A 19,591-nucleotide genomic window follows, 5' to 3' on the forward strand; every position below is an offset into this window, starting at 1 on the left:
AGGTATTGCCATGAACAACCACAACATATTACTGGACATTCAGAACCTGAGCGTTGAGTTCCGCACCGACGACGGCGTCGTAAAGGCGGTCAACGGCATGAGCTTACAGATTGAGCGCGGCAAAACGCTCGGCCTGGTGGGCGAAACCGGCGCCGGAAAAACGACCACCGCACTCTCCATCCTGCGCCTGATTCCGGACCCGCCCGGCGTAATCACCGACGGGAGCATCACGCTGGACGGCGAGGACATTCTCGCCGCGGGCAAGCACCAGCTGGAGAAAATGCGCGGCAGCCTTGTCAGCATGATCTTTCAGGACCCCATGACCAGCCTGGACCCCGTGCTGCCCGTGGGCGAACAGATTGCGGAGGTTTACATTCTGCATGAGCGCATCAGCCGGCAGGAGGCCGAGAAAAGAGCAGGAGAAATGCTCGAGCTGGTGGGTATTCCCGCTTTGCGCGGGCGCGATTACCCCCACCAGTTCTCCGGCGGGATGAAGCAGCGCGTCGTGATCGCGATGGCGCTGGCCTGCAACCCGAAGCTGCTGATTGCGGACGAGCCCACCACGGCGCTGGACGTGACCATTCAGGCCCAGGTGCTAAAGCTGATGAAGGAGCTCAAGTCAAAATACGACATGTCGATGCTGATGATCACGCACGACCTGGGCATCGTGGCCGAGGTGTGCGACGAGGTTTCCGTCATGTATGCCGGCCGGGTGGTGGAGCACGGCACGCTGGAGGATATTTACGAGCATACGGCGCATCCCTATACGGAGGGGCTGTTTCACTCAATTCCAAATATCGACGCCCGCGCCCGCCGGCTGATCCCGATCCCCGGCCTGATGCCCGACCCGACCGACCTGCCGCCCGGGTGTCCCTTTGCCCCCCGCTGCAGCTACGCGGTGGAGGAGTGCGGCAAAGCGCTGCCCGCCAGCATATCGCTGAGCGACACGCATTCCGTCGCCTGCATTCTGCGCCAAAAGGAGGAATAAAGCATGGCAGAAGAACATCCGATTCTTGAGGTGCGCAACCTGAAGAAATACTTTAAAACACCCAAGGGAATGCTGCATGCGGTGGACGACGTCTCCTTTTGCATCCAGCGCGGAAAAACGCTCGGCATTGTGGGCGAAAGCGGCTGCGGAAAATCCACCACCGGGCGCTCCATTCTGCGGCTGATCGAGCCCACCTCCGGCGAAGTGCTCTTTGAGGGCCGCGACATTCTGCGGCTGAGCAAAGACGAAATGCGCCGGATGCGCCAAAAGATGCAGATCATCTTTCAGGACCCCTACTCCTCGCTGAACCCGCGCATGACGATCAGCGATATCATCGCGGAGCCGCTCCGGCTGCACAGGCTCTGTTCCAGCTCGGCAGACTGCGAGAAGCGCGTGCAGCGTATCATGGAGACCGTGGGCCTTGCGGAACGCCTGGTCAACAGCTACCCGCACGAGCTGGACGGCGGCCGCCGGCAGCGCGTCGGCATTGCCCGCGCGCTCGTGCTGCAGCCCAGCTTCATCGTCTGCGACGAGCCGGTTTCAGCACTGGATGTCTCCATTCAGGCGCAGATTCTGAACCTGATGCAGGATTTGCAGGAGCAGCTGCACCTGACGTATATTTTCATCACCCACAACCTTTCGGTCGTCAACCATCTGGCGGATGAAATCGCGGTGATGTATCTGGGCCAGGTGGTGGAAAAAGCGCCCGCAATCGAGCTGTTTGAGCATCCGCAGCACCCTTACACCAAAGCGCTGCTGTCGGCGATCCCGGTGCCGAGCCTGAAAAAGCGCACCGAAATGCAGCCGCTCACAGGGGAGATCTCCTCCCCCATCAATCCGCCGCAGACATGCCGCTTCGCCCCCCGCTGCCCCTATGCCTGCGACCGCTGCACCGAGGGTGTGCCGGCGCTCAGGCATTTGGGCGGCGAACATTACGTGGCCTGCTGTTTATGCCAGCAGTGACCCGTGCACCACTGGAAAAGAGGGATGCATATGGATCCAGAATTATACGAAAACCACCTCGCCATTCTGAAAAGCGAGCTGATTGTCGCGCTGGGCTGTACCGAACCGATCGCCATCGCCTTTGCCGCGGCCAAAGCCCGGGAAGTGCTGGGCCAAATGCCGGAGCGCTGTGTGGTTCGGTGCAGCGGAAACATCATTAAAAACGTAAAGGGCGTCGTTGTGCCGAAGTCGCAGGGAATGCGCGGCATGGACGCCGCCGCGGCCCTCGGCATTGTGGGCGGCGACGCTTCGCAGGAGCTGGCCGTTCTGGAAAGCGTGACGGAGGAGGATGTGGAAACCGTGCGCCGCCTGCTGGCGCAGGACTTTTGCACCTGCGAGCTGGCGGAGGGCGTGGAGAACCTTTACATCCTCATCTCGGTGAGCGCACAGGGCCACAGCGCGGAGGTGGAGATTAAGGACTACCACAACCATATTACAAAAATAAAAAAGGACGGCGCGGTGCTGTACGCCAAGGACGAGCAAAGCGAGACCGAAACTGCCAAAAACGGCGACAAGAGCCTTCTAAGCCTGAAGAATATCCTCGAATTCGCGGACTGCGTTCGCATGGAGGACATTGAAGAAACGATCGGGCGGCAGATCGCCTACAACACCGCCATTTCGGAGGAAGGGCTGAAAGACCCGTGGGGGGCTCAGGTGGGCCGTACGCTCGTGGAAAACAGCCGCGAGGAGGACATTAAGGTGATCGCCGCCGCGGCCGCCGCCGCGGGAAGCGACGCCCGCATGAGCGGCTGTTCCCTGCCGGTGGTCATCAACAGCGGCAGCGGCAATCAGGGAATCACGATCACGATGCCCGTTGTCGCTTACGCCAGGCGATACCAGATTCCAAAAGAAAAAATGTACGCCGCTTTGTGCGTCGCGAATCTTGTCAGCATTCATCAGAAAAAGTATATCGGCAGCCTTTCCGCCTACTGCGGTGCAGTGAGCGCCGCCGCCGGGTCTGCCTGCGGGATTGCCTATATGAACGGCGGCGGCTACGATGAGATCAGCCAGACGATCACCAACACAATCTGCACCGCGGGCGGCATTGTCTGCGACGGGGCGAAATCGAGCTGCGCGGCGAAGATTGCGGCGTCGGTTACAGCCGCGCTCACCGGGTGGCAAATGGCCAGCAAGCGGCGGGGGTTCCAGCCCGGAGAAGGGCTGGTGGAGGAAAACGTGGAGGACACGATCGCCAATGTGGGCCGGATGGGACGCGAAGGGATGCGCTCCACAGACGTAGAGATTCTGAATATGATGCTCGGCAACTGATGCTGCCCCCGGAGCCCGCGTACCGCAGGCGGCATTTTAAAAATGACCGGCACTCAGGCAAAATGGCCGGTCGTTCCGCATAACGATCGATGTCGGCAATTCACTTAAAAACCGTTCGGGCTTTCGGCTGCGATTTTGGCGGCACCCTCCGGTACGCATTGGCGATCAGCGGCGGTTCTCCGTGCGCTACAAAACGATCTCGTAGTGCAAAAGCAAACACGGCAGAGACCCTTCCCACAGGATTCTCTGCCGTTTTTTCTGTTTGTCGAATGCATTGATCCCATGTTCATCCTGCCAAAAGCAGCCTCTCCATTTTTTACATACGCTTTTTTTCTTTGAAAACAACCGATGGCAACTTTTTACTTTAAAATCCATTTGACTTCCGGCCAAACTACTGTATAATAAAAATTGCAAAAAAAATTGTTGATTTTGTGTTTTTTTGTCGGATTAAGACAGGAAGGGGGGATCGATGTATGGACTTTGGCAATGAGCTTACACTGGAACAGCGGCAGATTCTTTCTCAAAAGCAGCTGCAATCCTTGCAGATATTGGCCTGCAATAATCAGGAGCTTGACGATCTGCTGGCAAACGAGTACGCGGAAAATCCCATGCTGGAGCATACCGGCTCCCAGCGGGATGACTTTTTCACCAATATCGATACGCTGTACGAAACCAGCTCCTCCTTCCCGCAGGGCACACCCTACGGAGAGGAGGAGGACGAGCCGCGCAGGAACGATATTCCCTCCGTGCCTGCCGACGTGCTGAAAAAAGAGATTTTGATGCAGCTGAGCCGCGACCGCTATTCCGCCGAGGAATGGCGCTTGTTCCCCCTGCTGATCGACTGCCTCGACGACTCCGGCTTTTTCCCGTGGGATACGGGCGAAATCGCGCTTTTGGCCCGCTGCTCCGAATCGACGATACAGCGCTGCCTGAAAGATTTAAAGCAGCTGGAGCCGATCGGCATTTTCTCGAAGGATCTTTCGGAATGCCTGCTGCGGCAGCTGGAGCACCAGGGCTGCGAGGACCCGATTTTGCTGACGATCGTGCGGGAGCACCTTCCCGATATTCTAAAGGGGCAAATCAGCAATGTGTCGCGCTCCTTGCATTTGAGCACCGCCGCCGTGCGCAAGTATCTGCTGCAAATCGGCAAGCTGAACCCCCGCCCCATTATGAACGCGCAGGAAACACAGACGGAATACATTGTCCCCGATATTCTGGTTCGGCGCAAGAACGACGAGTGGGAGGTTTCCATCAACGACAAATGGATGGGCCGGTATCAGCTGAACCAGTATTATATCCACATGATGAAAAGTTCCGCCGACAGCGAGCTGAACGCCTATTTTCGCAATCATCTGGAACGGGCGCGCTTTCTGCTGCGCTGTGTGGAGCAGCGCCGCACGACGATTCTGAATATCACCAAAGAGATCATCGCCCGGCAGCAGCCCTATTTTCTGAATCAGGGCGGGCTGACCTCTATGACGATGCAGCAGGTGGCCGAGGCGCTGCAGATTCACCCTTCGACCGTCAGCCGCGCCATCCGCGGAAAATACCTGCAGTTCCAGTACGGCTCCGTGCGGATGAAGGACTTGTTCGTGACGGGCGGCAGCGAGCAGAAAAAGGCCGGCGGGCCTTCTCTGGACGCCGTTCGGGAACAGATTCGGGATTTGATCGCGGAGGAGGATAAAACCGCGCCTTACAGCGACCTTTCTCTGGTCGCCGAGCTGGAAAAACGGGGAATCCATATTTCCCGCAGAACGATTGCAAAATACCGGGGGGAAATGGGCATCCCCAACTCCGATCAGCGCCGGTATTTCGGCTGATTGCAGCGGTACACGGAGCCCTTTGGGGAACAGGCTTTGCCCGCCTGGGCCGTCCGTTCCTCCTTCACAGCCGCACACCGTATCGTTACCGTCAAAAAAAACTCCCGCGCCTGGCGGGAGTTTTTTTTGTTGTTTGCGCCTGCTCCACACTCATCGGGCGCAGGGGAAGCGTTTCTGGCAGGAATTACCAGATCCCGTTGATTTCGGCCTGTCGGCGCAGCTCCTCGCGAAAATCGGGGTGCGCAATGTTGATCAGTGCTTCCGCGCGCCGTCTCACGTTCAATCCCCGCAGCCAGGCAACGCCGTATTCGGTCACCACATAGTCCGTGTCGTTGCGGGAGGTGGTGACAACCGCGCCCTCATGCAGAAACGGCACAATCTTGGAATGAAGTTCCTTTTTGCCGTCGGCGTCTGTTGTGGTATAGGTGGAATGCATGGCGATAATCGACTTGCCCCCGGGGGACATCTGGGCCCCCTGCACTGTTTCCGACTGCCCGCCCGTACCCGACCACTGGGTATGCCCAACGGTTTCGGAGGCGCACTGGCCGGTGAGGTCGACCTCCAGCGTGGCGTTTATGGAAACGAACCGGTTGTTTCTGCCAATGGTATACGGGTCGTTGGTGAAGGTGCAGGATTTGAACAGAACGGAAGGATTATTGTCGATGTAGTCGTACAGCCGCTGGCTGCCCATTGTGAAAGAGCAGACCGAGTATCCGTTAAGCAAACCCTTCTGCGAATTGTCTACCGCTCCGCACTCAATCAGATCCACCATTGTTTCCGTAAACATCTCGGTATGAATGCCCAAATGGCGCTTTGTCTTCAGCTCCGCCGCCACCGCATTGGGAATATTGCCGATGCCGAGCTGAATCGTGGAACCGTCCTCTATCAAAGAGGCGATCTGCCTGCCGATCGCGGCGTCCGTCTCGGTGTAGGGGGCAAGCTGGGCGATGGGGATGGGCCGGTCGGACTCTACGACCGCCGCCACTTCGGAAATGTGAACCTGGGTGTCGCCAAAAGTGCGCGGAAAATGGGGGTTCACCTCAACAATGGCGAGCGCCCCTTTGTTGATGAGGTCACGCTCGTAAATGGCGCTGACGGAAAGCGACATGTAGCCGTGCTGATCCATGGGGGATACGGTAGCCAGCACAACCGGCCGGCGGCCCTCGAAGGCAATGCGGTCAAGGGTTTTACGCAGAATGGAGGTAGAGCTCTGCGGCATGTGGCTCACCAGCTTTTTCTTTTGCGCGTCGCGCAGGCCGGCGCTGAAAAACCAGCCGTTATGTGACAGAATCCCCTGCAGTTCAGGGTCTTTGAACGCCTCGTAATATTTCAGGGGCAGGCATGTATTCAGAATGGTATCCTTCACGCCGGTTTCTTTCAGGTGCTGCAGGTTTTCGAGGAGGGCCTGGGGCTCACCGGCCGCCTGAGCGGAGAACATATAGTCGCCGTCCCGAATCAGCTCCAGTGCCTGATTGGCGGTCATCTTCTTTTCACGGTACAGTTGCTCGAATGCTTTCATAAGATAACTCCTTTCGGGCGGCGGACTGCGCAGTCACTCCCCGCAGCCGTCGCCGCCAGATAAATGCTTTTATTTTTTAGACGCACGGCCGGTTTCCGGCAGAAGGAACGAGCCGAGGAAGAAGGTTGCGCTCATCACCAGCGCGATGGTCAGTCCGGCGGAATAGCCGGATTTGTCGATCACGACGCCGATCAGATAATAGACCACCGATTCAATGATATAGGACAGCGCCCAGAACAGGCCCATAATGGTGGTCAGCTTGGCGGGGGTCATGTTCGGCAGCTCCTGCGGAATCATCACCAGAGAGGTGATCGGCAGGAACATAAACACACCGATGGCAAACGCGGCTACCATAGAGAGCGTGCCGTTGTCGGTATGGAACATCAGCACGCCGAACAGGGTCATGGCCAGGCCGCTCCAGCGGATTACGGGCAGGCGCCTGAAAAATACCCTGGCCAGCAGAATCGCCAGAATGGAGCCGGCTACGCCGCCGAACGCCACAAGCATGCTAAGCGTTTTGGAGTTGATTGCGGTTGTGCCGGAGATGGGAAAAATATTGAGCAGTACAATATAAAAGGTGAGCAGCCCGGAATAGGTGAGCGGAAAGAACCAATTGAACTTGTCCTTCAGCGCATCCCCCGCCGTGTACTTTTCGGCCACGGTGCCGGAAGAACGGTTCAGCTCAAAATCCTGCCCCACGGCGGGCCACGCAAGGAACAGCACGCCGCTGACCGCCGCGAAAAACGCCATGCTGTACTGCCAGGTTTCCAGCCAGCGGATGACCGGGCCGACGATCAGCATTGCGATGATTCCGCCTACGTTGTATGCCACACCGTTGAGTGCATTTACGGTCGGGCGCTTTTCAGGGGCAAAATAGTGGATGACCACCGGGCTGAAATACACCACATACAGCGCGCCGCCAAAGCCCATGAAAAAGCGGCCCAAAACAAAGATCCAATACTGCGGCGCCAGCACCGCCAGCACGCTGCCGGCGACGATAAGCCCGGAGCCCAGCCCGATCGCCTTTTTGGGGAACAGCTTGATCAGAATGCCGGCGGCCAGAAAGTTGCCGACGATTTTTGCAATGGTAATGGCGTTGGAGATAAACGTTGCCGAAGCAAATGTCTTGAGCTTAAAATAATCCATGATCTGCGGCGTAAGCGTACTGCCGGCGATCCAGTTGACCGCAAAAAACGCGTAAGTAAAAAACATAATCGTTTCAATCAGTACGGCCCTGCCTGAAGAGATTTTTATCCTTTGCTCTTCCATAAAGGATTCCCCTTTCGATTGTGTGCAGACACACAAGCTGTGAAATTATGTTACCCTCCTGCTTCGGCCAAAGCATTTTCCGCCGTTATCATAGCATGGGGGATGAGAAAAGAGAAATACATGTTTTTCATACCGCCATGAAACCGATTCATGCAACTATACATTTTCAGGTGTTTCTTGTGCAAAAGAACTATGAATTCCCACAAAAACGTCCTTTGGAGCGCAGGTTGGCAGCCGGCAGCGCTTTTTGTTCCCTAACCGAAAAAAGAATGGGATTGAAGCTGAACATTTTTACGGTATAATAGAGGCAGAGACCGATGAGTGAGGAGGAGATTCCCCAATGACTATGATCCAGCTGGCCTATTATGTCGAAGTGGTAAAGCAGCATCATTTTACAAAGGCGGCCGAAAAGCTTTTTGTCAGCCAATCTACTTTGAGCAAAGCCATTCGTGCATTGGAGAAGGAGTTTCAGGTAGAATTCATCAATCGCCGCACAAAAGACCTGCAGATCACAGAGGACGGCCTGGTATTTTACGAGTACGCAACCAAACTGCTGGAGTATTACCACACGCAGACGCAGGAGCTGTACCGGCACCTGCACTGCGCGAACAGCACGCTGACGCTGGGCCTTCCCCCCACGGCCGGGCTCATCTACTTTTCTTCCCTGCTGTATCAATTTCGGGAAGCCTATCCGGAAACCGATTTGAAGATTACGGAAATCACCTCCAAAGCGGTGCGCGACCTTGTGGACGAGGGATCGCTTGATCTGGGGGTGGTGATCGAGCCGTTTTCAGACAGCAAGTTCTTCCGCCAAACCGTTTATTCTTCGGAAGCCGTGCTGCTGGTTTCAAAGCAGCACCCGCTCGCCGCAAGGCGGTGTGTGGAGTTCCGGGAGCTGGAGCCGGAGCGTTTTCTCATGGTCACGCCGGATTATATGTATCACGACCTTGTGCTGGAGCGCTGCAAGACCGCGGGCTTTACCCCGAACATTGTTTTTGAAAGCTCCCAGTGGGATTTGCTGCTGGAAATGGTCGCAAACGATCAGGGCATCAGCATTTTGCCAAAGCCCCTTGTCGATAAGGTTTACAGCGACCGCGTACATCAGCTTCACCTGAAAAACCCGGAGTTTCCCTGGGCGCTCTCTGTCATTTACCGCACGAACAAATTTCTCACCGTTCCCATGCAGCGCTTTTTGAAGCTGTGCGGAAAAGAGCAGTGGCCCTCATAAAGGCCTGAAATCGCCCTTTGGAACCGCACCGCGCATGACCCGTGCCGGTATTCCCCCGCGGTAAACGCGGCCGCAGCACGCTCCGCTTCCCCAACCGTAAAAGAGCATCGATCGCCGCGGCAAAAATCGCCGGTGCAAAGTTCACCTGCCGAAAAACAGTACAAAAATGCGCCTTGATCCGTGTTCTGCCAGATCAAGGCGCATTCTCTTGTTTGTCGTAATGCGGTTGCTGTGCAATTTGCAACCGCAAATTTGTTTTGCGGTAAGTGATGGATGGGTGATCAGCAGCCGGAAGCCTTTCTCTTTTCCAGAAAATCCTCGTAATCCCGCAGGTTTTCTTCCAGCAGAGCCGGAGTATCCAGTTCATAGGGACAATGGCTGCGACAGCGGTTGCAGTGGATGCAGCTGTGAATGCGGGCCATCTTCCGCTGGTTCTCTTCATTGAGGTAAACCGAAAGCGGCGCGCGGCGAATCAGCAGCGACATTCTGGCGCAGGTTGGAATCTCAATTGCCTGTGGGCACGGCATGCAGTAGCCGCACCCGCGGCAGAAGTCCCCGGCCAGCTCCCTGCGGTCCTTTTCAATCACCGCAGAGAGTTCTTCATTCAAAACCGGAGGGGTATCAATATAAGAAAGAAATTCGTCCAGCTCCGATTCCTTCTGCACGCCCCAGATCGGCAGCACGTTGTCAAACTGCGCCAGAAACGCATAGGCTGCGGCGGAATTCGTAATCAGTCCGCCGGACAGCCCCTTCATCGCGATAAAGCCCATCCGGTGCTCCCGACACAGCCGCACCAGCTCCATCTCCTTTTCTGTGGAAAGGTAGCTGAACGGAAATTGCAGCGTTTCATAAAGGCCCGACTCAATCGCCTCGTGCGCCACGGAAAGCCGGTGGTTCGTAATGCCGATGTGGCGGATCAGCCCTTTCTCCCTGGCCTCGAGCATCGCTTCGTACAGCCCGCTGCCGTCACCGGGCCTGGGACAGAAGGCGGGATTGTGGAACTGGTACAAATCCAGATATTCCGTATTCAGATCATGCAGGCTGGCCCGCAGCTGATCCCAGAAATCCTGCGTCCGTTGACACATGGTCTTGGACGAAATAAAAACCTGCTCCCGAACATCGTGGAGCGCGCAGCCGATCTTCTCCTCGCTGTCTGTATAAAAACGGGCGGTATCGAAAAAACGAATCCCGTGGTCATACGCCTTTCGGAGCAAATGAACGGCTTCGTCTTTTGAAATGCGCTGGATCGGCAGGGCCCCGAATCCGTTTTTATTCACAGTGATTCCCGTTTTCCCCAGTGTGACAACATCCATTCTCAAACCTCCTGTCTGCTTTGCGGTCTTTGAAAAAGCCTCTTATCCTACAAGGGCAGATCCTGCTTTCAATGCTCTCTCATCCGCCCAAGGCTTTGCCTTGGCTTGCGGCGTGAGGTTATTATAACAGGATAACAGGCACAAAATCGCCCCAACCATATAAAGTCGTTCCCTCAACCATATCATCCTGTTTCAATGCTCTCTCAGCCGCCCAAGGCTTTGCCTTGGCTTGCGGCGTGAGGTTATTATAACAGGATAACAGGCACAAAATCGCCCCAACCATATAAAGTCGTTCCCTCAACCATATCATCCTGTTTCAATGCTCTCTCAGCCGCCCAAGGCTTTGCCTTGGCTTGCGGCGTGAGGTTATTATAACACACCCACCAACCTTCCGTCCGTAAAACCTGCTGAAATCTCCTGACAAGTATGTTTTCATTTCACACCCTTTATTTGGCAATTATTCATATTTTTCAGCCTATTTCCTTTCATATTGACATTCATTACTGACGAGAGTAAAATAAAGGAAAGCAGATTGATATTTTTCTGGCAAACCAAAATAAAGGAGGCTTTTTTATGGCAAATATTATCGGCAGCCCGGAACGTTACATTCAGGGCAGAGGAGTTTTAAAGGAGCTTTGCAAGCACGTGGAACGCGTTGGTAAGGCGCCTTTTATTCTGGTTAGCGCATCCGGAAAAAAGCGCGTGGAAGCACCGATTGCGGAAAGCGCAAAAGAGCATAATACCCCTCTGACCTACGAAGTATTCGGCGGAGAATGCAGCCGCACCGAGATCAACCGTTTGATCAAGTCCTATGAAGCGTCTGGAAGCGACGTGATCGTCGGCATCGGCGGCGGCAAAATTCACGACACGGCCAAGGCGGTTGCCCACTATACCGATTCCCCGGTTGTAATTGTTCCCACGATTGCCGCAACAGACGCCCCCTGCAGCGCGCTGTCTGTCATTTACACAGACGACGGCGTGTTCGAGGAATACCTGTTCCTGCCGAAAAGCCCCAACATTGTGCTGGTCGATATCGATATTATCAGCAAAGCGCCCGCAAGACTGCTTGTCTCCGGCATGGGCGACGCTTTGGCTACTTATTTCGAGGCCCGCGCCTGCAAGCAGTCCGACAGCCTGAACTTCCTAGGCGGAAAATCTACCGTCACCTCCATGGCGATTGCACGGCTGTGCTACGACACGCTGCTGGCAGACGGTCAGAAGGCCATGCTCTCCGTAAAAGCCGGCTCGTGCAGCAAGGCGCTGGAAACCATTGTGGAAGCAAACACCTACCTTTCCGGCATCGGGTTTGAAAGCTGCGGCATCGCCGCCGCCCACGCGATTCACAACGGCTTTACCGCGATTGAAGAAACCCATCATTACTACCACGGCGAGAAAGTCGCGATCGGCACGCTTTCTCAGCTGGTGCTGGAAAACGCGAGCAAAGCGGAGCTGGACGAGGTTTACGGCTTCTGCCTGGATATCGGCCTGCCGACCACGCTGTCTGACCTTGGGATTCAGAAGGTCGACCGCGATCAGCTGATGCAGGTGGCCGAGCTGGCCTGCGCGCCGAACGACACCATGGGCAACATGCCGTTTGCCGTCACCCCGCAGATGGTATGCGACGCGATTATCGGCGCGGACGCGTTTGGCCGCTACTACAAGGAGCAGCGCGCAAAGGCGTAACGGCGGCCCGTAACCCGGCGGAGGAAAGGCAGATGTATCAATCGGTGCGTCTGCCTTTTGGCTATATTCTATACCGGGCGAAAGCGGTGCCACCCCTCGGCGAACGGCATTTCTGTTTTGTGGAAGGGGGAAATCCAATGAATGTCAACGTTGTTTTTCACATTGATGAATCCGCCAAATGGGAGCTGATGCTCAAAAACGCCTCCCACCTGGTGCAAGTGGCGGACACACCGGGGTCTGATATCAGAATCGTAGCCAACGCGGAGGCGGTGCGCGAGTTGGTTCCCCAATCCGCGGGCTCCGCTCTGCCGGCGATGCAGGAGCTGGCGGAGCGAGGGGTTCATTTTGCGGCATGTAATCTTTCCCTGAACAGCTTCGGCATCCGCCCGCAGGAGCTTGTGCCGTTTGCCGAAGTGGTGCCCGCGGGTGTTCTGGAGCTGGCTCTGCGGCAGCGGGAGGGCTACGCCTATATTAAGCCGTGAGGTTCACCCTGCTGATGTGAAACAGGAAGGAGACAGTAAGTTTGGGCGTCCATTCGCCGGGCAAGGCCATCCGTTCACTTGAAAACGGCCCGATACCCGCGCAGCAGCCTCTTCCCTGCCTGCGCATCACCACTTGACCACGGGGCAGAGCAGTTGATATCATTAAAACACCAGGAACTCACGCCGGGGCCCGAAAGGCCCCTGCCCGGCTTTGAAGGGCCTGTGTATTCGACGCAAAAGGAAGCCGCGCCGTGTGTCAAATTCGCCCTTCGCAGTATGCGCGGAATCTTATGGAAGCATCGTAACTGAAGGTATGCCTTTTTAAGGCATGCCCTTTTTATTGGCAATTGAGGAGGAACCCTTTATGGATACGGAAAGAGACGTTCTGTCTCTGCTGAATCATGTAGCTGACGGAACCGTTCGGCCACAGGACGCTTTGCTTCAGCTCAAGCTCGCGCCCTTCGAGGATTTGGGCTATGCCAAGGTGGACCATCACCGCGGCCTGCGCCAGGGGGTGCCGGAGGTGATTTACGGGCAGTCGAAAACGCCGGAACAAATTGCCGGGATTCTGGCGGCGCTTCGGGCGCGTGGCCACAGAAACATCCTCGTCACCCGCGTCCCGCAGGAAACCGCGGATTTGATTGCGAAAGACGCGGAACTCACCTACGAGCCACTGGCAAAGCTGGCCGTTGCATTCCCCGAAGAAACAGAAAAACTCGGCTCCATCGTGGTGGCCACCGGCGGCACAAGCGACATTGGCGTAGCGGAGGAAGCCGCCCTTACGGCGGAAGCTCTGGGGAACTCCGTGACGCGGGTCTACGACGTGGGGGTGGCCGGGCTGCACCGGCTGCTCGGCAGCCTGGAGCCCCTGATGACCGCCCGGGTGGTAATTGCGGTGGCGGGCATGGAGGGAGCCCTCGCAAGCGTGATTGGCGGGCTGGTCGACTGCCCGGTGATCGCCGTGCCCACCAGCGTGGGGTACGGGGCAAGCTTCGGGGGAATCGCGGCACTGTTATCCATGCTGAACTCCTGCGCCTCCGGCGTGAGCGTGGTCAACATCGACAATGGCTTTGGGGCCGGGTATCTGGCCAGTCAAATCAATCATATGGGAGAACCTGCACGCAAAAGTACCCCTTGAACCCTGAAACTGATTCGACAATATTTCAGAATGCGCGGCAAAAGGGCCGCCGTTGCACAGGCTGGCGTTTTGGCGGTTCTTCCTTTTATCCGCGGAGCGATGTGAACGCCCGGCCCTTCAAGCTTCGAGAATCTACATGGTATTCATAAAAAGAGGCGAGAAGCATTTGAATGGCGGAAAACGCCTCCATTGAAAAGGAACCGCAGACCATTGGTCTGCGGTTCCTTTTCAATGGAAAAACATTTTAAATCCGTAAAGCATTTTCCCTTTACAGACCCAGCTTTTTCGCCTGCGTCATAATCGCCTTGGCGATCGGCCCGGCGGAGGTGCGCCCGTAGTTGCCCTCTTCCACCACAACGGCGAAGGCGTAGGGCGTTGCGGGGTCGGACGAAAAACCGATCATCCAGCCGTTCGGCTTCTTGCCGCCGCCAACCTCTGCCGTGCCGGTTTTGGCGCACACGCTCATGCCGGGGAACATGTTGTCGCCGTAGTCGCTGGTCACATTGTAGCGCATGAGCTGCCCGAGCGTTTGAGCGGTTGAAGGGGTGACAAGCTGGGTACCAGGCTGCGTTTTCCCTTGCTGCTGCACAATTCCCAGGCCGTTTTTAATCTGCTTGATGAAATAGGGCTGCACCGGCGTGCCGCCGTTTGCAATGGCGCCCATCAGCAGCATCATGTGGTAAGGGTTCGTCATGTCGGTGTGCTGGCCGATGCCCGACCAGGCCAGCGCCTGCTTCTCCGCCCCTTTGACGTCATACTTGCTTTTCGAGGTGTCGATTCCATCCACAGAAAAGCTGCGGTTAAAGCCCATGGTGTTGGCCTCGGCGGTCATTTTCTCCTCGCCAAGCTCCACGGCGAGCTGCGCAAACGCCACATTGCAGGATTTTGCCAGCGCCTGCTTGATATTCACCTTACCGTGAACGCCGTCGCAGGTGATCTTGTTGCCGTTGATCGTCGTGCTGCCTTTGCAGATAAAGGTTTTGGTGTCCCAATCCGAAAGGGTTTCAATTGCGGCGGCGGTCGTCACGATTTTGAAGATGGAGCCGGGCGTATAGCTTGCGGAAAGCACCTTGTTCAGGTACGCCCCCTCAAATTTGGAACTCGTGTCGATATCCTTGGGCACATTGGAGGGGTCAAAATCGGGCGTGCTGACCATCACCAGCATTTCACCCGTTTTGTAGTTGTACATCGCCACCGCGCCGCGGCGGCCGTCGAGCTTATTGTACGCGGTTTTGGAAAGCTCGCTGGAGAGCGTGAGCGTAATGTCGCTGCCCAGGCGCTTGCCCGTGGGCGAGGTCAGCCCCGTGATGGGATTGTATCCGCCAATCTCTGAACGGTAGCGGTACTGAACCCCGGTGGAGATATAGCCATTCGTGTCCCCCACGGCATGCAGCATCGCGCGGCGAATCGTTTCGTCGCTGCTGTACACCCGCTTGCCGCCTTCGCTTTTGGCCAGCACCACGCCGCTGCGGTCCAGCACGTCTCCGGCGGTGGTCAGCTGGCTGTCGCCCGACGCATATTTATTGAACGGCTGCATCGCCCACGCGCTGCCGTCCTTCCCATATCCATACAAAAACACACCCAGCCCCACAAAAAAGCCCAGAATCATCAAATAGAGGATGCCGGCTCTGCCTCCGGTTGTTTTCATGTGCTTTTCCTCCTTGCGGCATACGTCCGTTCATCCGACGCCTTAATGAACGCCAGCAGCCCCCACACGGAAACCATGCTCGAGCCGCCCGCGCTGAGGAACGGCAAGGTGACGCCGGTCAGCGGAAGAACGTCCGTCGCGCCGAAAATGTTCAGCGCCGCTTGAAACAGCAGCATGCCCGCCGCCGAGCAGGCCGCGATGGAATAAAAGGTGGAACGGCTGCGGGTCGCTTCCAGCTTAGTGTATAGCGCAAGCATCACGATGCAAAGCGTGACGACCACCGCCAGAACCGTCCCAAGCTCCTCGCAGATCATACCGAACATCAAATCGCTGGTGCCGGCAAAGACATTTTTCAAATAGCCCTCTCCCATCCCCGCGCCGAACAGTCCGCCGCTCGCGGCATAAGAAAGCACGCGGGTCTGCTGGTAGCCGGTGCCGCCCGAATACTCCCACACATGCCGCCACGCGGCGAAGCGGTCCTTAATATAGGGCTTGAACTGCAGGATCATGAACGCGCCCAGAGCGGCGGCCGAGCAGGCCAGAATCACCGTTCTGAGGCTGCCGGAACGCATGAAGGAAATGAGCAGAAACGTGATGAAGAAGATGGAAGCCGTACCGAAGTCCTTCATCAAAAACAGCGAGCCGATGCAGATGCCCGAAAACACCAGGAATTCCGTCAGGTTCTTGGCGGTCTGCAAGCGGTCGAGCGTAGAAGCGCCGGCGAACACAAACGCTATTTTGATAAATTCCGACGGCTGAACCGTGACCGGCCCAAGGCTGATCCAGTTCTTCGCCCCGTGGGACGCGACGCCGAACGCCAGGTTTACGGCAAACAGCGCCACCGCGAACAGGCCGATTGCAAGGCGCCATTTGGTCACGCGATCCAGATCGCCCATAAAGGAAATCAGCACGCAAAACAAAATGATCCCGCCCGCCATCGCGGCCAGCTGCGTATAGGCCAGCTTTACGTCTGCACCGGCGAGCAGCATAATTCCGATTCCGCTGAGCAGAAAGCCGATGGTCTCAAGCTCAAAGCTGACATGGTTGCGCACCCGCATCAAGTAGTAGTATAACCCCCATTCCAGAGCCGCCAGCGCACCGAACGGAATCAGTGGCTGCCAGGCAAACGCCTCCCCGCCAAAGCAGAGCTGCGCCGCGAGAAAAATCTGGATCAAAAACACCGTGCTCATCAACCCGAGCGGCGAAGGCAGACGGCGATTCGACTGGAACAGCGTGCGCTTCTTTTTAAAGTCGCCCTCGTTCGCCCGCTTGAGCATCAGGGCGGTCGAGCCCATGGCGATCACGTCCCCCGGCACCACAGACAAAGTCGGCGCCGCTTTTGTTCCGTTGACAAACGTCCCCGACTTGGAATTCGTATCCGTAATCAGCCAGCCGGCTTCCCGGCGCATCAGCACGGCGTGGTCGCGGCTGGCGGTATTGTCCGGCAGAACAATGTCGCAGCTGCGGCTGCGGCCCATCGAATTTTCCCAATACAGCACCGGAATTTTGACATGCGTCGTCATTTCTTCAAGCAGAATGACCGGATCCTCGCGCCGGCGGCCGCGGCGGAGCGACACAAAGCAGCGCCACAGCACCACCAGAGACAGCAGCGGTATCATCACCCGCAGCGCAAACAGGATGACGGTCAGCGCGGTCCCCAAAAACTCCATGATCTGAGCCAGCAAGCGAATCCCCCTTTCTTTTTTCCAATATGCCCGTCCCCTTTTTGCCGAATGGCCGGAAAGCGGAGGAAAGGCGCTCTGCCGCCTAAAAAGGCAGCGGATAAAGGCAGTGTAAGGTTATTATGCCACGGGCCTGCCCGATTTCAGTCCGTTGAGAAAAAACGAAACAGAAAGCCCAACGGCAGAAAAATCTTCCGGTGGGTACCTGCCGGAAGATTCCGCATGAATTGCCCAAAAGTCAGCCGTGAAAATCAAACAGATTCAGCCCTACTTTTTCGCTGAAGCTTCTGTCCACCCTGCCGTCGATTACGCGGATGACCAGTTCGCAGGTGGCGCTGACAACCGCCCGGTTCAGATGGCCGCCCACCACGCTGCCGTCTTCTCCCCCGGCGCTCATGTGCAGGTGGCAGTAAAATTCGTCCTTCATGGTATTGATCGTGCCCGTGAGCGACACAATCTCATAACAGCCGTTAAAATGGTTCGCTTTGTATTCCTTTTCGGCTGTTTTGAAAACGCCCACCGTAAAGCTGTTCACGGCGCCCAAACCGCTGACAGACGCCAGCTTGATTTCTTCTTTCAAAGCGATTTCGCGAACGGACGCCAGAATCTCCTCGCCGGGATCGAGTCTGGCTAGGATCGAATCGTTGAATCTTTTATATTCCATATATGCTTTGTCCTTTCACAATGCTGGTCTGCGGATGCGGCGCAGGTAGCACCCCGCTTTCCGCCGTGCCGCCGGATTGCAGGCCGGCAGTACATTGATCCTTATTATACTGCGAAAGCAGGGGAAAGTAAATGAACAAAGCTTTTACAAAAGTTAACGGTTTTGAAAGAAATGGAGGCAAAAACAGGAGCCGAACCAAGCCCGAGCACAATGATAGAAATTGCTCTCGACGTCCTCCTCAGCGCATACATGCTAAATATGGATTTGATTTTACAGAATTTTTTGTTATAATGGCCACAGAGATTTTCGTTTTCATCACAGCGTATTGTTTAGAAAAGCCGCCGATGAAAGGCCGGCGAATCACACCGCGGGAAAAACCGGCCCGATCAGCCGCGCCGGAGCAACATCCCGTCTGTCTGACAAAGGAGGACGTATGCAGCGAAATCCTGTGCATGTGCACAAAACGACAAACTTCCCGGATGCCATGAACACAACCGACGCCCTGATCGCCATTCTGGAAAGCTCCTTTGACGGGATCTACATCACCGACGGACGGGCCAATACCATCTGGATCAACCATTCTTACGAAGTGATTTCGGGTCTGAACGAAAAGGATGTACTCGGCAAAAACATGACGGAGCTGGAAAAACACGGGATTATCTCGCGCTCCGCTTCCCTGATGGCCCTCAAGGGCAGAAGCACCATCACCATCGATCAAACCTTCCGAACCGGGAAGCGCGCTATCGTCACCAGCACTCCCGTTTTCAACGAGCAGAACGAGATCATCATGGTGGTTACCAACGTGCGCGATATTTCAGAGCTGTACAATCTGAAGGAACAGCTGGCGCAAAAGCAGGAGCAGGCCCAGCGCTACGAAGGCGAAATCGAGGTCATCCGCAGGCAGCTGATGCAGACCAGCGACATGGTGGTGGCCGACGCAAAAATGCTGAACCTGCTGCGCATGGTGGGGCGGGCCGCCCTGCTGGACACGCCGGTTCTGCTGCTCGGGGAAACCGGCGTCGGCAAAGAGATGGTCGCCTCTTACCTGCATAAGAAAAGCCCCCGAAGAGACGGGCCGTTCATCAAGGTGAACTGCGGCGCCATACCGGAGGCTCTGGCCGAAAGCGAGCTGTTCGGCTACGAGCGCGGCGCTTTCACCGGCGCCAACAGAGAGGGAAAAGCCGGCCTGTTTGAGATTGCCGACAAGGGCACCATCTTCCTCGACGAGGTGGGCGAGCTGCCGACCAGCCTGCAGGTAAAGCTGCTGCGCGTTCTGCAGGAGCAGGAGATCGTGCGCGTGGGCGCCGGCAAGCCGGTAAAGGTGGATGTGCGGGTTGTGGCCGCCACCAACCGCGATATGGAGAGCATGGTCAAAAGCGGCAGGCTGCGGGAGGATTTGTACTACCGGCTGAATGTGTTCCCCGTTCACATTCCCCCGCTGCGCGAACGGCAGGACGACATTCCCAAGCTGGCGCAGCATATGCTGGAAAAACTGAATAAAAAATACAACCAGAACAAATTCCTCACGCAAAGCGCTTTCATCAGCCTTTTGGAATACAACTGGCCCGGCAATGTGCGCGAGCTGAAAAACGTGATGGAGCGTTCCTTCATCATCAGCGACGCGGACGAAATCGACAGCGCGCACCTGATGCTGCAAAACGCGGGTCTGTGTCCCACCCCCAGCGGCGGCAGCGAGGACTTTGATTTGAAGGCGTATCTTGAAAAAATTGAAAAAGAGTACATCGATAAAGCATACGAAAACAGGAAAAATGTTCGCGCGGCCGCACAGAGCCTTCGCATGGACCCGGCCACCTATGTGCGCAAGCGAAAAAAATACAATAGAAAAGCTTAAAAGAAACGGATTTTAGAATTCCGGCTTTCCCCCA

The 19,591-nt window shown here is 56.3% G+C and carries 16 protein-coding genes; 10 read left to right on the forward strand and 6 right to left on the reverse strand.

Annotation, left to right across the window (positions count from 1 at the left end; genetic code table 11):
• Positions 1-10: 10 nt before the first annotated feature.
• From G340_RS0103980 to rpoN, 4 genes are all read left to right on the forward strand, one after another.
• The gene (locus tag G340_RS0103980) at positions 11-988 is read left to right on the forward strand and encodes an ABC transporter ATP-binding protein (protein ID WP_020072366.1); all 978 of its coding nucleotides are present in this window, start codon (positions 11-13) and stop codon (positions 986-988) included.
• A gap of 3 nt (positions 989-991) precedes the next feature.
• Positions 992-1,951 (forward strand): ABC transporter ATP-binding protein, encoded by a 960-nt coding sequence (locus G340_RS0103985; protein ID WP_020072367.1) that lies wholly within the window; start codon positions 992-994, stop codon positions 1,949-1,951.
• Between the two features lie 30 nt (positions 1,952-1,981).
• Positions 1,982-3,259 carry an L-cysteine desulfidase family protein gene (locus G340_RS0103990; protein WP_020072368.1) on the forward strand — a complete coding sequence of 426 codons (1,278 nt, stop codon included), beginning with the start codon at positions 1,982-1,984 and terminating at the stop codon, positions 3,257-3,259.
• A 473-nt stretch (positions 3,260-3,732) separates the two neighbouring features.
• Positions 3,733-5,079, forward strand: coding sequence for an RNA polymerase factor sigma-54 (rpoN, locus tag G340_RS0103995; protein WP_020072369.1), 1,347 nt, complete (start codon positions 3,733-3,735; stop codon positions 5,077-5,079).
• Between the two features lie 184 nt (positions 5,080-5,263).
• Here rpoN and G340_RS0104000 read toward each other — a convergent pair whose 3' ends face one another.
• Together G340_RS0104000 and G340_RS0104005 are read right to left on the reverse strand one after the other, a co-directional pair.
• Positions 5,264-6,598, reverse strand: coding sequence for an acetyl-CoA hydrolase/transferase family protein (locus tag G340_RS0104000; protein WP_020072370.1), 1,335 nt, complete (start codon positions 6,596-6,598; stop codon positions 5,264-5,266).
• 69 nt (positions 6,599-6,667) lie between these two features.
• A complete protein-coding gene (locus G340_RS0104005; RefSeq protein WP_020072371.1) occupies positions 6,668-7,867 on the reverse strand; it encodes an MFS transporter in 1,200 nt (399 codons plus the stop codon).
• A 137-nt stretch (positions 7,868-8,004) separates the two neighbouring features.
• Between G340_RS0104005 and G340_RS17780 the strand changes: the two genes are divergently transcribed.
• Together G340_RS17780 and G340_RS0104010 are read left to right on the forward strand one after the other, a co-directional pair.
• Entirely contained in the window at positions 8,005-8,169 is a 165-nt protein-coding gene (locus G340_RS17780; protein WP_154653089.1) for a hypothetical protein, read from the forward strand.
• Positions 8,170-8,207: 38 nt separating this feature from the next.
• Positions 8,208-9,095 carry a LysR substrate-binding domain-containing protein gene (locus G340_RS0104010; RefSeq protein WP_020072372.1) on the forward strand — a complete coding sequence of 296 codons (888 nt, stop codon included), beginning with the start codon at positions 8,208-8,210 and terminating at the stop codon, positions 9,093-9,095.
• A 281-nt stretch (positions 9,096-9,376) separates the two neighbouring features.
• On the opposite strand, the gene G340_RS0104015 is transcribed toward G340_RS0104010, so the two are convergent.
• Positions 9,377-10,408, reverse strand: coding sequence for an aldo/keto reductase (locus tag G340_RS0104015; protein WP_020072373.1), 1,032 nt, complete (start codon positions 10,406-10,408; stop codon positions 9,377-9,379).
• 573 nt (positions 10,409-10,981) lie between these two features.
• Between G340_RS0104015 and G340_RS0104025 the strand changes: the two genes are divergently transcribed.
• The 3 genes from G340_RS0104025 to larB all read left to right on the forward strand — a co-directional run bounded on the left by G340_RS0104025 (position 10,982) and on the right by larB (position 13,711).
• Complete coding sequence (locus G340_RS0104025) at positions 10,982-12,091, forward strand: glycerol dehydrogenase (RefSeq protein ID WP_020072375.1); 1,110 nt, start codon at positions 10,982-10,984, stop codon at positions 12,089-12,091.
• 137 nt (positions 12,092-12,228) lie between these two features.
• A complete protein-coding gene (locus G340_RS0104030) occupies positions 12,229-12,573 on the forward strand; it encodes a DsrE family protein (RefSeq protein WP_027103854.1) in 345 nt (114 codons plus the stop codon).
• A gap of 364 nt (positions 12,574-12,937) precedes the next feature.
• Positions 12,938-13,711 carry a nickel pincer cofactor biosynthesis protein LarB gene (larB, locus tag G340_RS0104040; protein ID WP_020072378.1) on the forward strand — a complete coding sequence of 258 codons (774 nt, stop codon included), beginning with the start codon at positions 12,938-12,940 and terminating at the stop codon, positions 13,709-13,711.
• Between the two features lie 268 nt (positions 13,712-13,979).
• Here larB and G340_RS0104050 read toward each other — a convergent pair whose 3' ends face one another.
• From G340_RS0104050 to G340_RS0104060, 3 genes are all read right to left on the reverse strand, one after another.
• Positions 13,980-15,359, reverse strand: a complete 1,380-nt coding sequence (locus G340_RS0104050; protein WP_020072380.1) for a penicillin-binding transpeptidase domain-containing protein — start codon at positions 15,357-15,359, stop codon at positions 13,980-13,982.
• The gene (locus G340_RS0104055; protein ID WP_326522317.1) at positions 15,356-17,029 is read right to left on the reverse strand and encodes an FtsW/RodA/SpoVE family cell cycle protein; all 1,674 of its coding nucleotides are present in this window, start codon (positions 17,027-17,029) and stop codon (positions 15,356-15,358) included. Before G340_RS0104055 ends, G340_RS0104050 begins: the two co-directional genes overlap by 4 nt.
• A gap of 250 nt (positions 17,030-17,279) precedes the next feature.
• A complete protein-coding gene (locus G340_RS0104060) occupies positions 17,280-17,705 on the reverse strand; it encodes a PPC domain-containing DNA-binding protein (protein ID WP_020072382.1) in 426 nt (141 codons plus the stop codon).
• Between the two features lie 433 nt (positions 17,706-18,138).
• On the opposite strand from G340_RS0104060, the gene G340_RS0104070 reads away from it, so the two are divergent.
• Positions 18,139-19,557 (forward strand): sigma-54 interaction domain-containing protein, encoded by a 1,419-nt coding sequence (locus G340_RS0104070; protein ID WP_020072383.1) that lies wholly within the window; start codon positions 18,139-18,141, stop codon positions 19,555-19,557.
• The last annotated feature ends 34 nt before the right edge of the window (positions 19,558-19,591 follow it).

This window comes from Faecalispora sporosphaeroides DSM 1294, assembly GCA_000383295.1.
GTDB lineage: Bacteria > Bacillota > Clostridia > Oscillospirales > Acutalibacteraceae > Faecalispora > Faecalispora sporosphaeroides.